The 19,416-nt window shown below is 65.9% G+C and carries 16 protein-coding genes and 1 tRNA gene; 8 read left to right on the top strand and 9 right to left on the bottom strand.

What is annotated here, in order from left to right; translation table 11 throughout:
* Nucleotides 1-24: 24 nt before the first annotated feature.
* The 5 genes from XcyCFBP4188_RS03435 to rnd all read right to left on the bottom strand — a co-directional run bounded on the left by XcyCFBP4188_RS03435 (nt 25) and on the right by rnd (nt 3,564).
* Complete coding sequence (locus tag XcyCFBP4188_RS03435) at nt 25-1,110, bottom strand: GGDEF domain-containing protein (RefSeq protein ID WP_104591620.1); 1,086 nt, start codon at nt 1,108-1,110, stop codon at nt 25-27.
* A gap of 168 nt (nt 1,111-1,278) precedes the next feature.
* Entirely contained in the window at nt 1,279-1,455 is a 177-nt protein-coding gene (locus XcyCFBP4188_RS23000) for a hypothetical protein (protein ID WP_006453239.1), read from the bottom strand.
* Between the two features lie 197 nt (nt 1,456-1,652).
* A tRNA-Ala gene (locus XcyCFBP4188_RS03430) sits at nt 1,653-1,728 on the bottom strand.
* A 105-nt stretch (nt 1,729-1,833) separates the two neighbouring features.
* A complete protein-coding gene (locus XcyCFBP4188_RS03425; protein WP_006453238.1) occupies nt 1,834-2,235 on the bottom strand; it encodes an H-NS family nucleoid-associated regulatory protein in 402 nt (133 codons plus the stop codon).
* Nucleotides 2,236-2,469: 234 nt separating this feature from the next.
* The gene (gene rnd, locus XcyCFBP4188_RS03420; protein WP_006453237.1) at nt 2,470-3,564 is read right to left on the bottom strand and encodes a ribonuclease D; all 1,095 of its coding nucleotides are present in this window, start codon (nt 3,562-3,564) and stop codon (nt 2,470-2,472) included.
* Between the two features lie 118 nt (nt 3,565-3,682).
* On the opposite strand from rnd, the gene XcyCFBP4188_RS03410 reads away from it, so the two are divergent.
* Nucleotides 3,683-5,527 (top strand): formylglycine-generating enzyme family protein, encoded by a 1,845-nt coding sequence (locus XcyCFBP4188_RS03410; RefSeq protein ID WP_043911373.1) that lies wholly within the window; start codon nt 3,683-3,685, stop codon nt 5,525-5,527.
* 261 nt (nt 5,528-5,788) lie between these two features.
* Nucleotides 5,789-7,042 carry a virulence factor family protein gene (locus XcyCFBP4188_RS03405; protein ID WP_043911378.1) on the top strand — a complete coding sequence of 418 codons (1,254 nt, stop codon included), beginning with the start codon at nt 5,789-5,791 and terminating at the stop codon, nt 7,040-7,042.
* Between the two features lie 587 nt (nt 7,043-7,629).
* Here the strand turns inward: XcyCFBP4188_RS03405 and xseA are convergent.
* Together xseA and queG are read right to left on the bottom strand one after the other, a co-directional pair.
* Nucleotides 7,630-8,991 (bottom strand): exodeoxyribonuclease VII large subunit, encoded by a 1,362-nt coding sequence (xseA, locus tag XcyCFBP4188_RS03400; RefSeq protein WP_006452168.1) that lies wholly within the window; start codon nt 8,989-8,991, stop codon nt 7,630-7,632.
* Between the two features lie 54 nt (nt 8,992-9,045).
* Complete coding sequence (gene queG / locus XcyCFBP4188_RS03395) at nt 9,046-10,113, bottom strand: tRNA epoxyqueuosine(34) reductase QueG (protein ID WP_006452169.1); 1,068 nt, start codon at nt 10,111-10,113, stop codon at nt 9,046-9,048.
* Nucleotides 10,114-10,137: 24 nt separating this feature from the next.
* Between queG and XcyCFBP4188_RS03390 the strand changes: the two genes are divergently transcribed.
* From XcyCFBP4188_RS03390 to XcyCFBP4188_RS03365, 6 genes are all read left to right on the top strand, one after another.
* The gene (locus tag XcyCFBP4188_RS03390) at nt 10,138-11,625 is read left to right on the top strand and encodes an NAD(P)H-hydrate dehydratase (protein WP_006452170.1); all 1,488 of its coding nucleotides are present in this window, start codon (nt 10,138-10,140) and stop codon (nt 11,623-11,625) included.
* The gene (gene tsaE, locus XcyCFBP4188_RS03385) at nt 11,622-12,122 is read left to right on the top strand and encodes a tRNA (adenosine(37)-N6)-threonylcarbamoyltransferase complex ATPase subunit type 1 TsaE (protein ID WP_006452171.1); all 501 of its coding nucleotides are present in this window, start codon (nt 11,622-11,624) and stop codon (nt 12,120-12,122) included. Before XcyCFBP4188_RS03390 ends, tsaE begins: the two co-directional genes overlap by 4 nt.
* A gap of 70 nt (nt 12,123-12,192) precedes the next feature.
* Nucleotides 12,193-13,932 (top strand): N-acetylmuramoyl-L-alanine amidase, encoded by a 1,740-nt coding sequence (locus XcyCFBP4188_RS03380; protein WP_104591619.1) that lies wholly within the window; start codon nt 12,193-12,195, stop codon nt 13,930-13,932.
* 137 nt (nt 13,933-14,069) lie between these two features.
* Nucleotides 14,070-15,932 (top strand): DNA mismatch repair endonuclease MutL, encoded by a 1,863-nt coding sequence (gene mutL / locus XcyCFBP4188_RS03375; RefSeq protein ID WP_006452173.1) that lies wholly within the window; start codon nt 14,070-14,072, stop codon nt 15,930-15,932.
* Complete coding sequence (locus XcyCFBP4188_RS03370; RefSeq protein WP_006452174.1) at nt 15,932-16,870, top strand: DUF1684 domain-containing protein; 939 nt, start codon at nt 15,932-15,934, stop codon at nt 16,868-16,870. Before mutL ends, XcyCFBP4188_RS03370 begins: the two co-directional genes overlap by 1 nt.
* A gap of 10 nt (nt 16,871-16,880) precedes the next feature.
* Complete coding sequence (locus tag XcyCFBP4188_RS03365) at nt 16,881-17,852, top strand: TraB/GumN family protein (RefSeq protein ID WP_043910303.1); 972 nt, start codon at nt 16,881-16,883, stop codon at nt 17,850-17,852.
* A 47-nt stretch (nt 17,853-17,899) separates the two neighbouring features.
* On the opposite strand, the gene phaR is transcribed toward XcyCFBP4188_RS03365, so the two are convergent.
* Nucleotides 17,900-18,490, bottom strand: coding sequence for a polyhydroxyalkanoate synthesis repressor PhaR (gene phaR / locus XcyCFBP4188_RS03360; protein WP_006452176.1), 591 nt, complete (start codon nt 18,488-18,490; stop codon nt 17,900-17,902).
* A gap of 158 nt (nt 18,491-18,648) precedes the next feature.
* Nucleotides 18,649-19,389, bottom strand: a complete 741-nt coding sequence (phbB, locus tag XcyCFBP4188_RS03355) for a beta-ketoacyl-ACP reductase (protein WP_074057328.1) — start codon at nt 19,387-19,389, stop codon at nt 18,649-18,651.
* Nucleotides 19,390-19,416: the final 27 nt, after the last annotated feature.

Raw genomic sequence — 19,416 nt, 5'->3', positions numbered from 1 at the left:
GGCATCTGGCGCGAGCGCTACCAATCAATCCTGCAGATACCAACCAGCGAAGCGATGCACGCGGTTGCGTCCGCTGCGTACCGCGATCTGCAATGCATGCCGCGCGCGCGCCAGCAAGGCGTTGGTGTCGTGCAAATCGCAGGCAGGTGCATCCACCAGCCCGATGCTGACCGTCAACGGAGCATTCGGCCAGGTAGCCGTTTCGATTGCCGCGCGGATCCGTTCGGCGGTTTCCACAGCGACCTGCGCCGACGTCGACGGCAATGCCACACACAGCTGATCCGAATTCAATCGGGCCACACTTGCGGTAGGCGGCAGCTGTGCTTCGATCATGCTTGCGGCCTTGACCAGTGTTGCATCCGCTGCAGCCGCGCCGGCCTGCAATTTCTGCCGTTTGAAGCCATCCAGATCGATCAGCAGAAAGCCGAGCGATAGCTCAGCCGAAGCACTCGGCGCGTCTGCAAGCGCGTGCACTGCGCGCTCCAGACCGGCGCGATTCCACAAGCCGGTGAGTTCGTCGCGCAGCGCGTCCAGCTCGACCAGCTTGGCTGCGTGGCGCAACTCGATGGTAGTGACCACTTGCCGCGCCAGCGCCTTCAGCGCATCGCGTTCGGCCACCGACAGGCGCCGCGGCGTGCGGTCCAGCACGCACAGGGTCCCCAGCGCGATACCGTCGGAGGTCAGCAGCGGGGCACCTGCATAGAAGCGGATCTGCGGTTCGCCGGTGACCAGTGCATTGTCGACAAAACGCGCGTCCAGATGGGTGTCACCGACTTCCATCACCTGATCGGGTTCGAGAATGGCGTGCGCGCAGAACGACAGATCGCGCGGCGTTTCGCGCGGCTGCATGCCGATCCTGGATTTGAACCACTGGCGTTGCGTGTCGATCAGCGAAATCAGCGCCATTGGCGTCCGGCACACTGCCGCAGCGATCGCGGTGAATTCGTCGTAGCTGGGCTCGGGCGCGGTATCCAGGATCTGGTAATCGTGCAGTGCGGCCAGGCGATCGTCTTCATTGGCCGGCATGCGCGCGCCGAAGGTCGCATTGATGCCGCCTGGCAACAGTGTCGCGTGGTTCAGGCTCAACGCGGGCGCGTCGGGATTCTGCATGCAAATGACCACCAGGACAGGGCGCCGTCAGGCGATGAAAGACAAGGTGCGAGCACGGCGATGGCCGGTACAACCGAGCCATCGCCTGACTGTTGGAACCAGCGCGCCAGCCACCCTAGCGGCGAGCGCGTGCCTAGATCTTGCCACAGGAGCCGCTGCGCGGACGCATCACTCGCCCTGACCGGCGTTGCCGTGCGGACGGCGGTTGTTTTCTTTGTCGATCTGCAAGTCCTTCTGGCCCGGGCGCTGCTTGGCGGCCTCATCGTGCTGACGGTCCTGCTGGCTTTCGGCAGCGCCATGCTGATTCTCTGTGACGTTGTCGGGCTGTTTCTGCTCATTGCTCATGGCGTGCGTCTCCAGGGTCGATGAAGAAACGGACGTTAGCGCGCGCGGTGTGATCCTGGCGGCATGGTTCCGTTGTCACGGCTGCGCACGCTCAAAAGCCCAGGTCGGCGCGGAGTGAGTAACCCGAATGCCGCCAGCCCGCGACAAACAAAAAATCCCCGGCAACCAGTGGTTGCCGAGGATTCTTTGAAAATCAATGGTGGAGCGGAAGGGGATCGAACCCTCGACCTTCGCGATGCGAACGCGACGCTCTCCCAGCTGAGCTACCGCCCCACGTGCTCTGGATTCTAACCATATGCCGCGCGGTTCGCCAAGGGCTGGCTTGAGGTGTCGTACCGCACCGTCAAAGATGCGATCCGGGTCAATGACGCGCTGCAATCACTCGCCGATCAACGGGAACTTGAGGTCCGGGTTCTTGGCCTTCCATTCCTTGTACGACACCGAGCCTTCCCATGCAGCGAAGGCCTTGGGCGTGCGGCCGCGTCCGGACCAGGTTTCGCCGGTGTGTGGCAGTTCGTACTTCGGCTTGACTTCGCTACGACCGCTCTTGACCACTTCCTTGCGTGCGGTGCCGGCGCCCAGGTAACCGGCGATATCGTTGCGCTGCTTGGTGTTGAAGTGGCCGGCGAACTGTTCGAGCAGCGAGACGATGGTGGCATGCGCAGACGATGCTTCGCTTGCGCGCTCGGTCTTCTCCTGTTCTTCCAGCTTCTGCAGTTCCTCCAGCAGCTTGGCTTTGGCTTGTGCGATGGAATCCAGTTTCGAAGTGGTATTGCTCACAGAGGTATAGCCTCGGAATAAAAAAGTAGTGGAGACGCCGCCCAGAGGGCGCGCGTCATTATGGCATGCGGCCTGTCGGCGGCCGTTAGCTGCGCGGGTGCCTGCTCAGGGTGTGAAACCCCTGTCGCCGGGCCTGTGCGGTCGCTTTTTGCAGTACCGCGACAGGTGCCGTCCAGGGGCTGCCCATGCAGCAAACCTGGCCGTCACCATACAGCGAGCGATACCTTACTGCGATCACCGCGCGGTAGCGTCATCCAGCAGCGGCAGCACTTGCGCCTCCAGCACCTCGCGGCGCCATTGGCCCAGCGGGGCAGGCCAGCTGTGTTGTTCGATCAGGCTCTCCAGGTGCCGGCGCGAGGCCAGGATGCCGTCCGGCAGGCCCAGTTCGCGGCTGCGCTGCGCCACCGCGTCCTGCAGACGCTTGAGCACCGCCTTGTTGCCGTCGGTGGCGGCCTGCGCCAGCGGCGCATGGTCCTCGTCCGGCAGCGGCGTGTTGAGCGCTTCCCACACTGCGGCCGCGAGCTTGCGCGGTGCCTTGGGGAATTTGTCGAACTGGCGCAGCAGTGCGTCCAGATCGTCGGGCGGAAAACGTGCCAGCTGGCTGGCCAGTTCGTTGTCCAGGATCCAGCTGCGTGGGCGGTCGCTCTGACGCGCCTGCAGATCGCGCCAGCGCAGCAGCCGCAGCAGCCGACGCTGCGCGGCAGGTTCCAAAAATTGCGCGGTGCGCAGGCTCACATGCGGCCAACGCTCGCCATCGTCGTGCTCCACCGTGGCGAGCAGGCGCTCGGCATCTTCGGCCAGCCAGCCCAGGCGATCCTGCTCGGTCAGACGGCGGCTGAGTTCGTCATGGATCGCAAACAGATAGCGCACATCGTCGGCGGCGTATTCGAGCTGCGCGGGCGAGAGCGGGCGGCGCATCCAGTCCGAGCGCGTCTCGCCCTTGGTCAGCAAGGTGCCGGTCACTTCCTGCACCAGCTTCTGATAGCCCATGCCACCGCCCACACCGGCCAGCGCAGCAGCGATCTGGGTATCGAACAACGGCCGCGGCAACACCCCGCAGGCGCATTTGAAGGTGACCAGATCTTCGCTGGCGCTATGCATCACCTTGACGATATCGGTGGCGGTCAACCATTCTCCGAGCGCCGCGTTCATGCCCGGAATCAGCGGGTCGATCAGCAGGATCTCCTCGCCGATGGCCATCTGCACCAGCGCCAGTTGCGGCCAGTAGGTGCGTTCGCGAATGAATTCGGTGTCCAGGCCAATGCGGGACGGACGCGCTGCGTGCAGGCGTTGCGTCAGCTCGGAGGGGTGGGTGATCCAATGGGGCACGTGATTTCCGTCGACAGCGAGGGTTTGCGCAGAACGCGCAGAATAGCCTAACGTCGCGATCGCCTGTCGTGCGGCAGAGCACTGGAAGGAGCAGGTGGTGGGTGAGTGCGGTAACCGGATGGCAGCGTGGGGACTGGTCGCGTTAAGCCTGTGCGCCTGTTCGCGTGCACCCACGCCAGCACCTGCCGCTGCGCCACAACCTGCAGCCGCAGCTGCGGTGCCGAGCAAGCCGAATGTCTCGATCAGTGGCGAAGAATCCGCCGAGACCGTGGCGCAATGGCAACCGCCGGCAGTGGACCTGGGCGACGAACCTTTGGCGCAGGCGCGCAAGCGTGCCGACCAGGCCTTGCAGGAAGATCGGCTGTTTGGCAGTGCCGACGATGCGATCCCGTTGTATCTGGCGATCCAGCAACGTGCCGACGGCAAGGATGCGGCCAGCCGTCGCGGGCTGGAGCAGGCGCGGCGCCGGCTGATCGAGCGCGGCGAGGACTTGATCGAACAGACCGAGCGCCAGGACGATGCGCTCGAGCAGGCGCGTGAGCTGGCCATCGTGGCCCTGGCGCTGGCGCCGCAGGATCCCAAGGTGCGCGCGCTGCAGAGTGCGGTGGAAACCGCGCAGCGCGTGCTCGGCTTCAACCGTGCCGGCGAAGAAGATCTGCGCGGTGGGCGGCTGGGCGAAGACGGCAATGGCGCGCTGGTGAATTTTCGCGATGCGGCCCGGCTGGACCCCGACAACCCACGCACGCGGCAGGGACTTGCGGCCGTGGAAAGCGGCTTGCTGGCACGTGCCGAGCAGGCTGCCGAGGCAGGCGATTTCATCGCTGCGCGTTACTGGTTGCAGATGGCCGGGCAGGTGCGCGAGCGCGCGCCGACCATTGCCGATGCACGGGCACGCGTGGAGCGCATGCGCCACGCACAGATCGCCGCCTTGCACGATGCCGGCCTGCACGATCTGAACTCGCCGCGGGGGCTCAAGCCGGCCGGCGAGAAATTGGCCGAAGTGTTGCGCATCGCCGACCCGGGCGACCCGGTGGCCGGCGATCTGCGTCGTCGTCTGGAACTGGCCACTCATTACGGCAGTTTTCGCCCCGGGCAGGTGTTCACCGATGGGCTCAAAGTGGGTGGGCGTGGGCCGCAGATGATCGTGGTGCCGCATGGCGCGTTTCAGATGGGTGCAGGCGACGCCGAGCCGGGGGCGTCCGACAACGAGCGCCCCGCGCATTACGTGCGCTTCGCGCGCGGCTTTGCGCTGTCGATCACTGAAGTGACCGTCGCCGAGTTTCGTCAATTCATCGAGGCGACCGGCGCACGCCCGCGTGCCACCCGACGCGGGCATTCGGTGGTGTACGACGAGCGCAGCGGCAACTTCATCCGCCGCAGCGGGGTGGATTGGCAATCCGACTACAACGGCGCGCAGGCCGCACCCAACAGCCCGGTGATGCACGTCAGCATCCGCGACGCCGAAGCCTATGCGAGCTGGCTATCGGAACAGACCGGCCGCCATTACCACGTGCCCAGCGAGGCCGAGTTCGAATACGCGGTGCGCGCCGGCACCACCGGGCGTTATCCGTGGGGCAATGCCGGCTCGCCGCCGCTGGATGCGGGTAATTTCACCGGCGGCAACGATGTCTCGCGCAGTGGCCGGCACTGGAACAATGGCTTTGTCGGCTATGGCGACGGTTTCTGGGGGCCGGCGCCGGTGGGCAGCTTTCGCGCCAACGCCTGGGGCCTGCACGACATGGGCGGCAACCTGAGCGAGTGGGTGGCCGACTGCTGGCATGCCAGCTACCGCCGCGCGCCGGCCGACGGTGCGGCGTGGTTCAACCCCGGTTGCCGGCAGCGCATGATCCGCGGCGGCAGCTGGGCCAATTCTCCGCAGCAGACGCGCGCGGCCTGGCGGCAGTCGCAGGACTCCGATAGCACCAGCGCGCGCATCGGTTTCCGCGTAGCGCGCGGTATCTAGGGCGGCGGTCCGGGCGGCATGCCTGTCGCCGCCAAGGGTGTGATCGCAGCAGCGCAGATCGACGTTCTTGGCGCCAGTCGGGGTGCGATTGCCGCGCGCCGGTTGCAGCTTCCCGGTGAGCGCCGGTCCGGTGTTGTTTACCGCTGACCAAGGGTCACCCGGTGTGCAGGCTTAACCCCAGCGAACAGCCCCCGAACCGCTCCGGAACCCACGGGGGTTCGCTGCGGTCTGCAGTGCCTGCACTTCTGAAGGATGGCTGCGATGAGCTGGGAAATCCGTTTGTTTCGTTGGCTGATCGCAGTGCTGCTGATCGGTGGCAGCGGCTACGCAGTAGCGCGGCATCTGCAGGATGGAAATACTGCCGGGCATTACGGCTCGGTCGAAGTGGTGCGCCCCGAGGGCACGCCCAAGGCGATGGTGGTGCTGTTGCCCGACAGCGGCCATGCCCAGGACGGCCAGCGGCTTGCCGAGATGTTGAGCAACGACGGCGCGTTGGTCGCGGTAATCGACACCGCCAGCTACCGCGAACGTGTGCGGTCTCACCGCGCCGCCTGTAGCTCGCTGGCCGACGATGCCGAGCGGCTGGGCAAGAAGTTGCTGCGCGCCGAGCACGTGGATGCGTTCCTGCCGCCGGTGCTGGTGGGGCAGGGCGATGGTGCGGTGCTGGCACGCCAGGCGCTGGCCTCGGCCGCGCCGGACGTACTGGGGGGCGCGGTTGTCGCCGATGGCGGCACCAGCGATGTCGGCCTGGCCTGCGCACGCGATGTGCCCGATGCGAATCAGGGCTTCCTCGATGATCTGGTCGACGACGCCAACCCGATGCAGATTGCCGCCGCCACCCTTGGCCATTTCCAGGCAGCGCAGGCGCAAGGGGTGGGCGATCTGCCGTTGGTGGAACTGCATGCGCCCGGCAGCGACCGCTTGGTGGTGATGCTGTCCGGCGATGGTGGCTGGCGCGAACTGGACAAAGGCATCGCCGCGCAGTTGCAGCAGCAGGGCGTGTCGGTGGTGGGCTGGAACAGCCTGCGCTACTTCTGGGGCAGCCGCACGCCGCAGCAGGTCGGGGCGGATCTGGATCGGGTGATCGCCACGTATCGGCAGCGCTGGCATATCCAGCACGTCGCCTTGGTGGGCTACTCGTTCGGTGCCGATGTGCTGCCGTTTGCCTATCCCGAACTGTCGCCGCAGCAGCGTGCCTCGGTGCAATTCGTCAGCTTGCTCGGTCTTGGTCACCAGGCCGATTTCAAGGTGCGCGTCGGCGGCTGGCTTGGGTGGCACAACGATGCCGAGCGCGATGTGGAACCGGCGATCCAGTCGCTGGACGCGCATCGCCTGCAATGCATCTACGGCGATCAGGAAAAGGACACGCTGTGCCCTGAGTTACGCGCACGCGGTGTCGAGGTGGTTGCGCGCCCGGGTGGCCATCACTTCGATCACGATCCTGCGGTGCTGGCCGGCGTGTTGCTGCAAGGTTGGCAGCATGCGGTGCAGACGTCCACGCCCAGCCGTGGTTGAGGGGCGACGCGACTAACAGAACAGCACACGATCGAGTTGCCAGGTGCGATGCCCTCACCGCTTGCGGGACCCTTGGTGGCATGGATGCCTCCAAGCATTCTTCATGGACTGATTCACGGCGTGTCCCGCGAGCGGTGAGGGCCTTGCGCCCTTGATGCGCTGAACTTTTTGAACCGTGCATTTGATTGCATCTCGACGACGCTACGACGCGAAGTCTTGTTTGTCCTGTAGTGATCGAACACCTTGGATACATGGGGTGCAGAGCGCTGATCTGGGGGTTGGTTGCAGGGCCCTTGCCCGCCCACCATCGCGGGACACGCTGCAAGTACGTCCTTGTAAGCTCTTACGCGGCATCCATGCCGCGTAAGGTCCCGCGACGGTGGGCGGGCAAGGACCAGTCTCGATGGTCGGTGTGCATGGCTTTCAACAAAGTAGCCAGCAAACTGTCTGGTGCGGTGTCCTCACCGATTGCGGGACCGTGTGGCGGCATGGATGCCGCCACCGAGCCCCCAGGGACGGGTTTACGGCGTGTCCCGCAAGCGGTGAGGGCACCGCGCCCTCGACTGATCGACATGTCGAGACAGCGCTCAAGCGGGTTTGTTAGCCACTCTTAAGCCGTCGCTGGATTCGACCCGCACCTCGATGCTGCCATCGGCCAGCTGCGCACGCAGGCGCTCGCCGGGACTCACCTCGCCAGCGCTGCGTACCACGCTGCCATCGGTGGGGCGGGTAACGATCGCATAGCCGCGCGCCACGGTGGCCAGCGGGCTGACCGCTTCCAGCGAGCGCGCAAGACCACGCAGCCGCAGTTGATCGTGTTGCAAACGTCGCTGCATGGCTGCCTGCGGATGCAAGGCCTGCAGGCGCTGCTGCAAGTTGGCCAGATCGCGTTGCGGGTTGTGCGCATGCAGGCGTGCCTGCCCACGTTGCACACGTGCCTGCAGCCGCTCCAGTACCTGGGTCATGCGTGCACGCAACTGGCGGCCGGCATCTTCCTGTCGACGGTGAAGCAGTTGCAGCCGCGCCTGCGGGCTGTGCGCACGCAGACGCAATGCAAGCCGGTCAGCGCGCTGCATCGCGTTGCCCAGCGCGTGTTGTTGCAGCTGAGCCATGCGCGCATGTGCACGCCGCACGCGGGCGACCAGCTCGCGTTGATCGGGCACCAGCAACTCGGCGGCCACCGAGGGCGTAGGCGCACGCACATCGGCAACGAAGTCGCTGAGGCTGAAGTCGGTCTCGTGGCCAACCGCCGACACCACCGGTGTCTGCGCGGCGGCAATTGCGCGGGCCAGGCGCTCGTCGTTGAACGCCCACAGATCTTCCAGTGAGCCGCCGCCGCGGGTGATCAAAATGACGTCGTAGCGCCCGGAGGCGTCTGCGCGCTGCAGCAGCGAGGTGATCTGCGCGGCGGCGCTGTCGCCTTGCACCAGCGAGGGCAGTAGGTCCACTTCCAGCAGCGGAAAGCGGCGCGCCAACACGCTGAGCACATCGCGCACCGCCGCACCGCTGGGCGAGGTGATCACCGCCAGGCGCCGCACATGCGCCGGCAACGGCTGCTTGCGCTCGGCATCGAACAGGCCTTCGGCGGCCAGGCGTGCGCGCAGCTCGTCGAAGGCGCGGCGCAAGGCGCCTTCGCCGGCTTCTTCCATGTGGTCCAGCACCAGCTGGTAGTCGCCGCGTGCCTCGTACAGGGTGAGACGTCCGCGTGCGAGCACGCGCAGGCCTTCGCGCGGCTGGAACTTCAGCCAGGTGCTCTTGGGCTTGAACATCGCGCACCGGATCTGCGCACGTGCGTCCTTGAGCGTGAAATACAGATGGCCCGAAGACGGGCGCGTGACGCTGCTCAGCTCTGCTTCCACCCAGACCAGCGGGAAGCTGCCTTCCAGCAGGTCGCGCGCCAGGGTGTTGAGTTGGCTGGGGGTGAGGATCTGTTCGTTGCGGTCGGCCATCGCGGCATTATCCCGCAGCGGCGATGCGCATGCGTGAGTGCATCTCGCGGACGCTCACAGGCCGTGTTGCGCCAGCGCCCAACCCACGTGTTCGCGTACCAGTTCCGAATCGTCGTTGCGACGGGCTTCCAGTGCCGCCAACACCTCCGGCGTGCCAGGCGCATTACCCAGCCCCACTGCGATATTGCGCAGCCAGCGTTCGTGGCCGCTGCGGCGGATCGGGCTGCCCTCGGTACGGCGCAGGAACTCGTCCGTGTCCCATGCAAACAGCTGCGGCAGCGTCGCCACATCCAGGTCGTTGCGGGCACGAAAATCGGCTTCGTCGGTGCGTTGGGCGAACTTGTTCCACGGACAGATCAGCTGGCAGTCGTCGCAGCCGAAGATGCGGTTGCCGATCGGCTTGCGCATTTCCTCAGGAATGGCGCCGTCGTGTTCGATGGTGAGATAGGCAATGCAGCGGCGCGCATCCAGCCGGTGTGGGGCGATAATGGCCTGGGTCGGGCAGATGTCGATGCAGCGCGTGCAGGTGCCGCAATGCGCAGTGGCCGGGGTATCGATGGGCAGCGGCAGATCGAGGTAGATCTCGCCCAGAAAAAACCATGAACCGCCATTGCGATCGATCAGGCAGGTGTGTTTGCCGATCCAGCCCAGCCCGGCGTTGCGCGCCAATGCGCGCTCCAGCACCGGTGCGGAATCGACGAATACGCGATAGCCGAACGCGCCGACTTCGCCCTGGATGCGCTCGGCCAGTTTCTGCAGCCGGTTGCGCATCAGCTTGTGGTAATCGCGCCCCAGCGCATATCGCGCCACATAGGCGCGGCGGCCGTCGTGCAAGGTGTTCCAGGCTTCGGTGTCGTCCTTGCGGCCGTAGTCCATGCCCACCGACAACACGCGCAAGGTGCCGGGCACCAGTTCCTGCGGGCGCGAACGCTTGTCGCCGTGCTGGGCCATCCAGTGCATGGTCCCGTACAGGCCTTCTTCCAGCCAGCTGCGCAGATGTACCTCGTCTTCGCCCAGTTCGATGCCGGTGATGCCGCAACGTTGAAAGCCGGCCTCGCGCGCAAGCGCACGGATGCGCGCGGCAGCGTCGGTGGGGTCGGGGCGGGCGAGGACGGCAGACATGGCGACAAGTATAGAATTCCCGGCATGTACGTACCGCTCGATCTTTACGACACCACCGCCGCGCGCAGGTTGGATGCGCAGGCCACCGCGCTGCTCGGTGGCGATGGCTATTTGTTGATGCAACGCGCCGGGCAGGCCGCCTGGCAGTACCTGCTGGAGCGCTGGCCGCAAGCGCGCCGCATCGTGGTGGTGTGCGGCACCGGCAACAACGGTGGCGATGGCTATGTACTGGCGCGCCTGGCGCAGCGGGCCGGGCGTGATGTGCGGGTGGTGCATCTTCCAGGGCACGGCCCGGCCTCGGCGCTGGCACAGCGGGCCTGCACCGATTACCTGGGCGTTGGTGGCGCGATCGCATTGTTTCCGTCTCCGCTGGCGCAGGCCGATGTGATCGTCGATGCGCTGTTCGGCATCGGCCTCAACCGTGCGCCGGATGCTGACACCGCGTCATTGATCGAGGCCATCAACGCAGCCGGCGTGCCGGTGTTCGCGCTGGATGTGCCCAGCGGCATCGATGCCGATCACGGCGTGGCCTTCGATGCGGCGGTGCGCGCAGAGGTCACCTTGCAGTTCATCGTGCCGCATATCGGGCTGTACACCGGCGATGCGCTGGAGCATGCCGGCGAGTGCGCGATTGCCTCGCTTGAGGTGCCGGATGCCGCGTTCGATGGATTGGCGCCGGCTGCGCATAGTTGGGATATCGACGCCTTGGCCGCGCAGTTGCGGCCGCGCCGACGCAATACGCACAAGGGCGAATCCGGGCGGGTGCTTTGTGTTGGCGGCAATCTTGGCAGCGGCGGCGCGATCATGCTGACGGCCGAAGCGGCCTTGCGCAGCGGGGCAGGGTTGGTGCAGGTCGCCACCCGCGCCGAGCACGTTGCGCCACTGCTGGCGCGCTGCCCGGAAGCGATGGTGCGCGCGGTGCAGGCCGATGACGAGATCGCCGCACTGGCCGATGCGGCCGACGTGGTCGCACTGGGGCCGGGCCTGGGTCAGGACGCCTGGGCGCAGGCGTTGTGGCATGCGGTGCTGGCCTCGGATGCTGCGGTCGTCATCGATGCCGACGGCCTGAATCTGCTGGCTGCCAACGCAGTGCCGAGCCGCGGGCCACGTGTGTTGACCCCGCATCCCGGCGAGGCCGGCCGTTTGCTTGGCCTGTCCACCGCACACGTCCAGCGCGACCGTCTGGCCGCCGCAGACGCCTTGGCCAAGCGCTTCGACGCGGTTGTGGTGCTGAAAGGCGCCGGCAGCGTGATCGCGGCGCCGCATGCCGTGCCCCGCATCATCGACGCGGGCAATCCGGGCATGGCGGTGGGCGGCATGGGCGATCTGCTGACCGGCGTGATCGCCGCCTTGCTGGCGCAGGGTTGGTCGCCGTTCGATGCCGCCAGCCTGGGCGCCTTGTTGCATGCCTGCGCTGGCGACGCAGCCGCGCGCGATGGCGAGCGCGGCCTGCTGCCAACGGATTTGTTACCCGAACTGCGCCGCCTCGCCAACGCCGGAGCCATTGCATGAGCCAACTCACCGCACAACTGGTCGATGCGCAGGCCACCGAAACCCTGGGTCAGGCCCTGGCCGCAGTGCGCCCCACGACTGCGATGGTGCAGCTACATGGCGATCTCGGCGCCGGCAAATCCACCCTGGCGCGCGCGCTGTTGCGCGCACTCGGCGTTACCGGGCCGATCCGCAGTCCCACCTACACCTTGGTCGAGCGCTATCCGCTCAGCACTGGTGATGAGGCCTGGCATCTGGATCTGTACCGTATCGGGCATGCCGGCGAATTGGACTTTCTCGGGCTCGACGAGGGCAGCGCGAGCCTGTGGCTGGTCGAATGGCCGGAACGTGGCGCAGGCGCACTGCCGCCGGTGGATCTGGACGTGGAACTGGCCGTTGAAGGCGAGGGTCGCAGCGTCACGCTGCTGGGCCGTAGCGAAACCGGACGCGGCTGGCTGGCACGTCTGGCACAGCACCCTGAGTTGCAGGCGCTTTCTGTCGGCTCACAAGAACAATGAACGCCAGGTTGTGGATTATTAAGGGAAATCACCTTGCAATTGACACTATTGGGTGATTGAATCCAGCCCCATGACACCGGGGATCCGCCAGTTCTGTGTTTCCGCCCTGACCGCCAGCCTGAGCCTGGCGGTTTTTGCTGCGTGGGCCGGCGAAATCAAGAGCGTTGGTGTCAGCACCGGTGCAACCGGCACGCGCGCCGAGATTCAGCTTGCCGGCAGCGGCGGCTTCAAGACGCTGTCGTTGGCCAACCCCAATCGGTTAGTGGTGGATTTCCCCGATTCTGCGGGCGTGCGCGGTCTCAAGCTGCCTGGCGCTGCCGGTCTGGTGACTTCGGTGCGCACTGGCCAGCCGGTGCCGGGGACGTTCCGGGTGGTGTTCGAGCTGGCAACGCCGGTTACGCCGCTGAAGCCGCAGATGCAGACGCTGGGCAGTGCCTCGACCTTGGTGATCGAGTGGCCGGGCGATCCGACGCCGGTTGCGTCCACGGCCGCCACCACGACGGCAGCGCCTACGGCAATGCCGGCGCCGCGCCCGGTCACTGCGCAGCCGGTGAATGCACAGGCCGAGGCAGCGCGTGCGACTGCAGCCTTGGCTGCATCTGCGCAGCGCGCCTCATCCGCGCCACCGCCGCAGGCACCAGCACCAGCACCAGCACCGTACGTGCCTGCATCGGCCATGCCTACCGTCACAACGGCACCCGTTCCGACAACGGTCGCCACTGGCGTGCCGACGCCGCGTCCCGGCGTTGCCACGAGCGCGGTGACGACCAGTACGGCTATGCCGGCAAGCGCCGGCAGCAATACGCCCAATCGCGTCACGGTCACCACTGCCAATGCACCCACAGGCGTGCCGATGACTGGCGGTAGCGCATCGCCCGCTGCGATCTTGAACGGTGCCACTGCGCCGATGGGCGTTGCACCCGGCAACACCGCGGCAGCCATGCCGAACGCGGCGTCAGGCGTGGTTGCGGGCACAGACAGCGACGATATCCCGCCGCGCCCGGTACTTCCCAGCGAAGCCTCGCGGATCAAGATGGCGCCGGGCATGCGCCCGTTGATCGTGGCAATCGATCCCGGCCACGGTGGCCAGGACCCGGGTGCGATGGGCCCGACCGGCAAGCGCGAAAAAGACGTCACCCTGGCGGTCGGCCGCGAACTGGCGCGCCAGATCAACGCCACGCCCGGCATGAAGGCGTACATGACGCGCGACACCGACGTGTTCATTCCGCTGCCGATGCGCGCGCAAAAAGCCCGTGCCGCCAAGGCCGACATCTTCATCTCGATCCACGCCGATGCCGCAGAAAATCGCAGTGCAACCGGCTCATCGGTCTACGTGCTGTCGACCAAGGGTGCCTCCTCGCAGCGCGCGCGCTGGTTGGCCGACAAGGAAAATGCTGCCGACCTGGTCGGTGGCGTGCGCCTGCAGCAAACCGAAAGCACGCTTGCCAACGTGTTGCTGGATCTGGCGCAAAGCGGCCACATGAAGGCTTCCGAAGATGCTGCCGCCCATGTGCTGGGCGGGCTCAAGCGGATCGGCAACAACCACAAGCCGTTTCTGGAACGCGCCAACTTCGCGGTACTGCGGACCTCGGACATGCCGGCGATGCTGGTGGAAACCGCCTTCATTTCCAATCCGGATGAAGAGCGTCGCCTGATCGATCCGGCCTACCAGCGCAAGATCGCCTCGGCCGTGCTGGATGGCATCGATACCTTCTTCACCCGCCAGCCGCCACCGGGCACGCTGTTCGCCGCGCGTGCGCAGGCCGAAGCCGATGCAAGCGCCGGCACCGTGGCCGGCGGTAGTCGCTGACCCGCTCGGCTATCATTGCGCACTGATTCCTTGATGACGGCGCCTGCGCGCCGCCGGATTGCCGTGCCGACGTCTGTCTTGCTTGCTACACCCTCGATGCGCTTCCCAGTTTGCGACCAGCGCGAGTGCCTGCGCTGATGGCGATTCGTCAGCTGCCCGACATCCTGATCAACCAGATTGCCGCCGGCGAAGTGGTCGAGCGGCCTGCATCGGTGGTCAAGGAGCTGGTCGAAAATGCGCTCGATGCCGGCGCCACCCGCGTGGATATCGAGCTCGAAGAAGGCGGCGTGCGCCTGATCCGTATCCGCGACAACGGCGGCGGCATCCCGCCGGACGAACTGCCGTTGGCGGTGTCGCGGCATGCCACCAGCAAGATCGCCTCGCTGGACGATCTGGAAACCGTAGCCACGCTCGGTTTTCGCGGTGAAGCCCTGCCGTCGATCGCCTCGGTCAGCCGCTTCACCCTGGTCTCGCGCCGCCACGATGCCGAACATGGCTCCGCGTTGGAAATCGAAGGCGGCCGCCTGGGCGAAGTGACGCCGCGTGCGCATGCGCCGGGCACTACGGTGGAAGTGCGCGAGCTGTTCTACAACGTCCCCGCGCGGCGCAAGTTCCTGCGCGCCGAGCGTACCGAGCTCGGGCATATCGAAGAGTGGCTGCGCTCGTTGGCACTGGCGCGGCCGGATGTGGAATTGCGCGTGGCGCATAACGGCAAACCCTCGCGCCGCTACAAGCCGGGCGATCTGTATTCGGATGCGCGTCTTGGCGAAACGCTGGGCGAGGATTTCACCCGGCAGGCCTTGCGCGTGGATCACAGCGGCGCCGGTCTGCGGCTGCATGGTTGGGTCGCGCAACCGCATTACTCCCGCGCCAGTACCGACCAGCAATATCTCTACGTCAACGGCCGTTCGGTGCGCGATCGCAGCGTGGCGCATGCGGTGAAGATGGCCTATGGCGATGTGCTGTTCCATGGCCGCCAGCCGGCGTATGTGTTGTTTCTGGAACTGGACCCGGCGCGCGTGGACGTCAACGTGCACCCGGCCAAGCATGAGGTGCGCTTCCGCGAGGCGCGGCTGATCCACGATTTTGTGTATCGCACCTTGCAGGATGCGCTGGCGCACACGCGTGCCGGCGCGATGCCAAATAGCATCGGCACGGAAGGCACCAGCGATACAGGTGCTGCACCGAGTGGGATGGCCAACACTCCGAACTACGGTGGCGCAACCGGCAGTGGTGGCGGCACCGGCTACGGCAACTGGACGCCATCGCAAACACCCTTGGGCCTGCGCGTGGATGAAGCGCGCGCCGCGTACAGCGCGCTGTACGCGCCGCCATCGGGCAGCGCACAGCAGCAGTCCGCGGCCATGCAAACCTTCTCCGGCACCGGCTTGCCGGCGACTTCGCACGACAGCGGTGTTCCGCCGCTCGGCTATGCGGTTGCGCAATTGCACGGCATCTACATCCTTGCCGAAAACGCCGAGGGCTTGATCGTGGTGGATATGCACGCCGCGCACGAACGCATCGGTTACGAACGGCTCAAGAACGCGCACGACAGCATCGGTCTGCACGCGCAGCCGCTGCTGGTGCCGATGACGCTGGCAGTAGGCGAGCGCGAAGCCGACACCGCCGAGCGCGAAGCCGATACGCTGGCCAGCCTGGGCTTCGAGATCACCCGCGCCGGCCCGCAATCGCTGCATGTGCGCAGCATTCCCGCGCTGCTGGCCAATGCCGAACCGGAAGCGCTGCTGCGCGATGTGCTCGGCGACCTGCGCGAACACGGTCAGAGCCGCCGCATCGCCACTGCGCGCGACGAGCTGCTGTCGACCATGGCCTGTCACGGTGCAGTGCGCGCGAATCGACGCCTCAGCGTCCCCGAAATGAACGCGCTGCTGCGCGATATGGAAGCCACCGAGCGCTCCGGCCAATGCAACCATGGCCGACCGACCTGGGCACGGTTTACGCTGGGCGAAATTGATCGTTGGTTTCTCAGGGGGCGTTGATGGCTGGGTTGCACAAGGGGAAACGCTGGCTGCTCGGCATGCTGGTGTTCATGACGCTGGCCGGGTGCGGGCGAGACGCACCGCCGCCGGCGGCGCCCGTCGCCCTGGACAAGACATTCCTGACCGACAACGCCGCCTGGCGCGAAGCCCGCCTGGCAGAGCTGCGTGCGCCAGACGGCTGGACCAGTCTGGTCGGCCTGCACTGGCTATCGCTGAAAGCGCACTACATCGGCAGCAGTGCCGACAGCGGCATCAAGCTGGCGGTCGGGCCGCCCAAGATGGGCATGGTGTCCTCCGAGGCCAACACGGTCTGGTTCGTGCCCGAGCGCGGCGTAGCGCTGACCGTCGATGGCAAACCGCTGACCGGCAGGATCCGCTTCCACTCCGATGACGACCCACAGCCGACCTTGATCCATTTCGATGACGGCAAGGGCGTGTTGAGCCTGATCCGTCGCGGCGACCGCAATGCGCTGCGGGTCAAGCATGCCGATGCACCATCGCGCACCGGCTTTGCCGGTTTGGAATACTGGCCAGTCGATCCGTCCTGGCGTATCAGCGGACGCTACGTGCCCAACGATGTCGGCAAGACCATCCCGATGGTGGATATCGTCGGCATCAGCAGCGAGCAGCCGAACGCCGGGGCAGTCGAATTCGAGCGCGACGGCAAGCCCTATCGGCTGGAAACCATCGGCGAACCGGGGCGGCCGATGTTCGTGGTGTTCGCCGACCGTCCCAGCGGGCATGGGAGCTACCCGGCCGGGCGCTTTCTGGATCTGGATGTCGCCGATGCCTCCGGGCATGTGGTGATCGACTTCAATCGCGCCTACACCCCGCCGTGCGCGTTTACGCCGTTCGCGACCTGTCTGTTGCCGCCACCGGAGAACCGTATCGACCTGGCCGTATCGGCGGGCGAGAAGGCTTACAAGGTGCCGCACTGACGTGGAGAAAATCGACGTGGTAAAGACAAGCGCGCGAACCCGACTTGCAACATGGTGCAGCAGCGGACTGATCTGCGTGGCGCTGTGGAGCGGGGCGGTGGCACCGACCTGGGCGCGTGCCGGCGGCGAGGCTGCGGCCGGACCACCAGTGCCGTTGTTGTGGAAGGTCGATGGCAAGGGCGGCACGTTGTATCTGCTGGGCTCGTTCCATGTGCTCAAGCCCGGCGATTACCCGCTGTCGCCGGACGTCATGCAGGCCTTCGCCAAGGCCGACCGGCTGGTGTTCGAACTACCGCCATCGGATGCGCAATCGCCGGAGCTGGCCGGCCGCATGCTGCAGGCGGCAAGGCGCAGCGACGGGCGCCGGTTGCAGGACGCGCTCGATGCAAAAACTTGGCAGGCCTTGAGCGCCTACGCGCGCAAATACGGCATGTCGCTCGACACCCTGCAGCCACTCGAGCCCTGGTTTGTCGCCTTGACGATCAGCCTGGCCGAGATGAGCCGGCAAGGCATGGACCCGAACGCCGGTCTGGATCATTACCTGATGGAGCAGGCGCAGGCCAAGGGCAAACCGGCCGATGGCCTGGAGCGGGCCGAACAACAGATCGCCATGCTCGATGGCATGTCGCCCACCGAGCAGCATCAGTTGCTGGAAGAGTCGCTGGACGAGGCGGAGGCCACCGATCAGGTGCGTCAGCTGCACACGGCCTGGCGCAATGGCGATGTGCATACGCTATCCACGCAAATGGCCGAAGACATGCGTCGGCAATACCCGGCGCTGTATCAGGACATCAACGTCGAGCGCAATGCGCGTTGGGTGCCGCTCCTGGAGCAACGGCTAGGTAAAGGCAGCGGAACCACGCTGGTGGTGGTCGGTACGCTGCATCTGCTGGGTAGCGACGGCGTGGTAGAGCGTCTGCGTGCACGTGGCTACCACGTGGAGCGGATCTGCTCGGCCTGCACGGAGCAGGCCGGCCGCTGATCTGGCTGCGCCGGCAGCGTGTCACGCGCCCGCGCAGCAGTCGTCTTTCAGCCGCGATTGCGGGCCTTGCCGGTGGTGCCCGTGTTGCTGGACGTGCCGTGTGTACCGGTTCCCTTGTGCGTGCCGGTCCCCATCGGGCCGCTGCCCACACCCGTGGAGCCCGGTGGTGTCGGCGGCATGCCAGGGCCACCTGGACGACCGAAGCCGGCTCCGAAATTGCGCTGGAATTCCTGCCACAACTCCAGGTTGCGCTCGGTCAGCTGATTCATCATTGCCCACGGGGTCTGCCCAAGCAGGTTGCCCATCTGCTGGCGGAACTGCTGCTGCTGATCCAGAAACACCTGCATGCTGCGCTCCAGGTAGTTGCCCATGAAGCCCTGCAGCGAGTCGCCGTAGAAACGGATGATCTGACTCAGCAACTGGGTGGAGAGCATCGGCTCGCCGTCCTGTTCGCGGTCGGCAATGATCTGCAGCAATACGGCGCGACTGAGGTCTTCGCCACTCTTGGCGTCGCGTACTTCGAATTCTTCGCCGTCGATGATGAGCTGACGCACATCCTCTATGGTGATGTAGCTGGAAATTTCCGTGTCGTAAAGACGGCGATTGGGATACTTCTTGATGATGCGAAGTCCGGCCATGGAACGTTCACTCACAACGATAGTGCGCGCAGGATGGCGCACCGCAACAGCGCTTGCAACAGCAAAAGGCCTTATTTTCTTAAGCAGACACCAAAAAAATGCTGCGCAGCATGATTTCTAAGGAAATTTCATGCTGCAGCGCGAAGGTGCAGCAAACGCTACCAGCCCATGTGATGGCCGCCGTTGATATCCAGGTTGGATCCGGTGATCCAGGCGGCCTCTTCTGCGACCAGGAATGCCACCGCATAGGCGATCTCTTCCGGGCGACCCAGCCTCCCCGTGGGGATGTCGGCAACGATCTTGGCGCGCACCTCTTCCGGCACCGCCATCACCATGTCGGTGGCCACGTAGCCTGGCGAGACGGTGTTGACGGTCACCCCGAATGCCGCGTTTTCGCGCGCCAGCGAGATGGTGAAGCCGTGCATGCCGGCCTTGGCGGCGGCGTAGTTGGCCTGCCCGTACTGGCCCTTCAATCCGTTGATGGAGCTGATCTGGATCACCCGCCCCCAGCCGCGCTTGCGCATGCCCTCGATCACCGGGCGGGTGACGTTGAAGACCGAATTGAGGTTGGTATTGATGACCTCATGCCACTGCTCGGCGGTCATGCGGTGGAAGGTGGTATCGCGGGTGATGCCGGCGTTGTTGACCAGTATTTCGATCGGCCCGAGTGAGGTTTCCACTTCCTCGACCAAGGCGCGCGCATGTTCGGAGGAGGCCACATCGCCGCGAAACAGGGCGAACTCGTAGCCCTGCGCCTGCATGCGCTGCTGCCATGCGCGGGCTTTTTCGGCATTGCGGAAATTGCTGGCGACCCGGTGCCCCTGGTCGGCCAGGCGCTTGCAGATGGCGGTGCCAATGCCGCCGGTGCCGCCGGTGATCAATGCGACGCGAGATGTCATGACGACTCCAATGAACAGATGGTAGGC

It is taken from the genome of Xanthomonas hortorum pv. cynarae (assembly GCF_002939985.1).
Classification (GTDB): domain Bacteria; phylum Pseudomonadota; class Gammaproteobacteria; order Xanthomonadales; family Xanthomonadaceae; genus Xanthomonas; species Xanthomonas hortorum_D.
This window is presented reverse-complemented; position numbering and strand designations above follow the sequence as displayed.